3 protein-coding genes are annotated in these 3,256 nt (G+C 63.3%); all 3 read right to left on the bottom strand.

Going from position 1 to position 3,256, the window contains the following annotated elements:
• Positions 1 to 23 precede the first annotated feature (23 nt).
• The 3 genes from BM186_RS25995 to BM186_RS25985 all read right to left on the bottom strand — a co-directional run bounded on the left by BM186_RS25995 (position 24) and on the right by BM186_RS25985 (position 3,187).
• On the bottom strand, positions 24 to 2,081 hold the full coding sequence (locus BM186_RS25995; RefSeq protein WP_074919343.1) for a DNA-binding protein: 2,058 nt from the start codon (positions 2,079 to 2,081) through the stop codon (positions 24 to 26).
• A 198-nt stretch (positions 2,082 to 2,279) separates the two neighbouring features.
• Complete coding sequence (locus BM186_RS26520; protein ID WP_139228047.1) at positions 2,280 to 2,744, bottom strand: hypothetical protein; 465 nt, start codon at positions 2,742 to 2,744, stop codon at positions 2,280 to 2,282.
• Positions 2,741 to 3,187 (bottom strand): hypothetical protein, encoded by a 447-nt coding sequence (locus tag BM186_RS25985; RefSeq protein WP_074919339.1) that lies wholly within the window; start codon positions 3,185 to 3,187, stop codon positions 2,741 to 2,743. The genes BM186_RS26520 and BM186_RS25985 overlap by 4 nt, the downstream gene beginning before the upstream one ends.
• Positions 3,188 to 3,256: the final 69 nt, after the last annotated feature.

Below are 3,256 nucleotides of genomic sequence, written 5' to 3'. Positions count from 1 at the left end.
CTCATAGGTGGTTCTCCCCCAGGTCAGGCAGTGGCCTCAGCGGCCGCGAAGTGGTCGTACATGCGTTGAATGGCTTTGAAGCCAGGGTTGTTCGGGTAGATGGCGTGCCAGTTGGCCTCGGCCTCGCAGAGCGCTTCGCCGCGCTGGCGACGGGCCTCCAGCTCCTGCCACAGGTCGTAGCGGGTCATGTCGTTGTCGGGCACGGTGAAGGTGGGCGCCTGGCGCTCCAGGGTGAGCGCCGCATACTCGCGGGCGTCCTCAAGCTGCTGCTCGGTCAGTTCGGCGCTTAGCGCGGCCTTTGGCACAACATGCAGCTCGACGTCCTGGCCGGTAACGGTCTTGGCCTTCTTGACCAGGCGGGCCAGTTGGCCCTTCTCGCGCTTCTCGGTGGCCTTATCCATCAGGCTCTGCGGCATGGCTGGGCTGGCGTTGCCGCCCAGTACAGCCTCGCCGATCAGCTCGCCGTCGAGGGTGTGCACCCATACGCGGCTGGCGTCGCGGAAGTCGTAGGCCACGCGCACTTCCTGGCCGTGGTAGCCCTCCAGCGCCTGCAGGAAGTAGATGCCGCCAAAGATGCGAACCTCGGCGCGGTTGGTGGTGCGTACCACCTGCGGCCGCACCAGCGCCTCCACCACATGGGCCTCGGCCTTGAGCGGCTCCCAACCGTCGGCCAGCGCCGACTTCCAGGACTCCATCGGGCTTTGGTTGCGCAGCTTGCCGGTCTCGATGTCGCGGATTTTCGGCAGCGCCCGGTGTGGCCGATGATTGTAGGCATCCAGGGCGTTCTGCAGATCCGCGAAGAACGTGTCGAAGGTCGGTATCTGCTTGGGCTGGAGTCCCATGGACAACTGCTGACGCGACAGGCGATGCACGCGGGTGGCGGCTTCCTTGTCCATGTCTTTGCCGATGTAGCTGTCGTAGGTTTTCGACAGGCGCACCAGGATGGTCTTGTGTGGGCGCTCAATCACGCCACGGCCTTGCGAGTTGTAGGGCAGCGAGTGAGTGATGGTGCCGCCCAGGCGGTCGTTGACCTCGTAGACCACGGCGTTATCGAAGCCGCTGCCGTTGTCGACGTACAACACCTTGTACATGCCGACCCGGCTGACGCCGTCGCGCAGGGTATCCAGCGTGGCGATGGTCGACTCGGCCAGGTTGACCGAGAAGCCGACGATACGACGGGTGCCCCAGTCGATGACCATGGTCACCTCGGGCCGGAAAATCTGGCCGGTGAGTGGGTTCATCACCTCCGCGTCGAAGGTATGGCCGTCCGCGATCCAGACGTCGTTGGGCCAGAGCATGTCGGCGGTACGGCGGTGGAACGCCTTGAGCGACTTGATTTCCCGCGCGCCGATGCGCCCCTGTTCCCGCGCTTGCGGCGGCATCTTGGCCAGCATCCGCCGCACCGCATGAATGCTCGGCGCCCCCGGATACTCGGCCTGAAAGGCGGCATAGGCAGCTTCGGCGCTCGGCTTCTGCGGGCGCTGGTAGTGTTTGAGGAACACGGGCGCCCACACCGGCAGGGTCATGTCTGGCTTGCGGCGAATCGGCGCCAGGGCAATCTCGCCATGCTTGCGGAAGTCCGCTAGCCAGCGCTTGATCGTGCGCTCACTCAAGGTGCGGTCAGGGGTCTTGCGGTCGTTGGCACGTTCGACCCGCTCGGCCAGGTACGGGCTGAGCTGACCATCACGCGCCAGGCCGACCAGAGCCAGGATGGCCCGCTGCTGGCTGACCATCTGGCTCATGCGCTCCACCTCACGGATGATCGAAACCCGCGCGCTCATGACGTCGCGTTGATCATCACTAAGGCGTGACGTTGAAATGCCGTCACGCTGCGGTGAAGTAAGCGTGTGTGGGGCGGTCGGCTTCGGCGCCTCGGCAGGTTGCTCGGCCTGCACCATGCGCGCGACCAGAGCGGCCTGGGTTTCGGCGGGCAGGACTGCGAAGCTGTACTCGATGGCCTTGGAGCCCAGGCGTCGCTGGCCTTCCCAGCTCTCGCGCGCAGCAGCAAGGCGTACTCCCTGTACTGTCCCTGGCATCCCCGGCAGCCCGGCCAATTCCTGGGCGGTGAACCACTTACGCATGGTCACCACCTCTATATAGGCGGGGGCTCAGTTCTCGGGTAGCGTGATCGGCGCCAACCAAACCAACACAAACCGAGGGAGCCCCCATGACAGAAGATGAGTACAAGTTGGAGTACGAACGGCAAATGGCCAGCCTGCCGCCGCTTGTAAGGCTGCGCATTGAACAGTTGGCCGAAAGAGCACAAGCGCAGGACATCGTCATTGCATGGCTCCTGGCGCAGGTGCAAAAGATTCCGGGGCTGACTCCAGATCACTCACTTCGCTTCCTGTGCCGGCTGGCAAATGAGGCAGAGGAGTCAGATGCGGATAAACACGCTGAGCTCGTTGGATTAGCCGACGAATTGCGTTCTCTTCTCGCCGGTTATGAGCAGCCTCGATAAGAGCCATGTTGATGACGTCGGGCTTCTCAACCGTTACGGGTGTGTCTTCATCGTCGAGCAGCACCCGCCCGTGATGGGCCAACTCTGAGTCGGTGAATGTGCAGCGACCTGCAGCATCTGCTCCGGGCTGGCCGATCCAGTCGGCGCAGGACAGACGGTTCAACGCCGAATCGCCATAACCGAGGGACGGCAAACGCTCCACGAACTGCGCGCGATACTCCCGGTCAGCAAGCGGGTCGCGAATCACCAGCCAGTCGCCTTGCTTGAGTTCTTCCGGTTTCATGCCTCACCCCCAATTCGACGTTTAAGCTCACGCGCCTGGCGTCCCGCTTCATCGCGGGTACGCTCCAGGCGCCCCAGTTCGGCCAGCAACGCGTCACGCCCATAGGCCACACGGCCACCGCGCTGGGTGACCAGCCAGTTGGTCAGCAGATGGCTCGCACATACCTCTTCAAGCAGCGCCGCTCTATAGAAAGGAAGGTTGTGATCAGTACGGGCAGGGCTGGCCCAGGCATCGAGCATGGCTTTCGATACGTCATCGCCGGACAGGCGCGACATGCAGGTGGCTATCTCGTAGCGGTCAACGGAGGCGCCCTTGAGCATCTCGCCGACAATCTCGCTCACTTGCACCGAGTAATTGCCCTGGCCGGGGATGGCCAGCAGCGGCTGTGGGATCTCGAACAGATCGAAGGTGCGGGTGTCCCGCAATGTTTTTACGCGACTCATGTCTAGTTATCCGTCCCTGTTTTACGGTGCCCAAGGTCACAAGCTGCGTTATGCTTTTGCATACGCGCG

The sequence above is a fragment of the Ectopseudomonas toyotomiensis genome (assembly GCF_900115695.1).
Classification (GTDB): Bacteria; Pseudomonadota; Gammaproteobacteria; order Pseudomonadales; family Pseudomonadaceae; genus Aquipseudomonas; species Aquipseudomonas toyotomiensis.
The sequence above is the reverse complement of the archived record's forward strand: the minus strand, read 5'-3'. Positions and strand labels throughout refer to the sequence as shown.

Coding starts and splice junctions, on each gene's coding strand:
- BM186_RS26520 (WP_139228047.1), bottom strand. CDS start 2,744: ATGAAACCGGAAGAACTCAAGCAAGGCGACTGGCTGGTGATTCGCGAC.
- BM186_RS25995 (WP_074919343.1), bottom strand. CDS start 2,081: ATGCGTAAGTGGTTCACCGCCCAGGAATTGGCCGGGCTGCCGGGGATG.
- BM186_RS25985 (WP_074919339.1), bottom strand. CDS start 3,187: ATGAGTCGCGTAAAAACATTGCGGGACACCCGCACCTTCGATCTGTTC.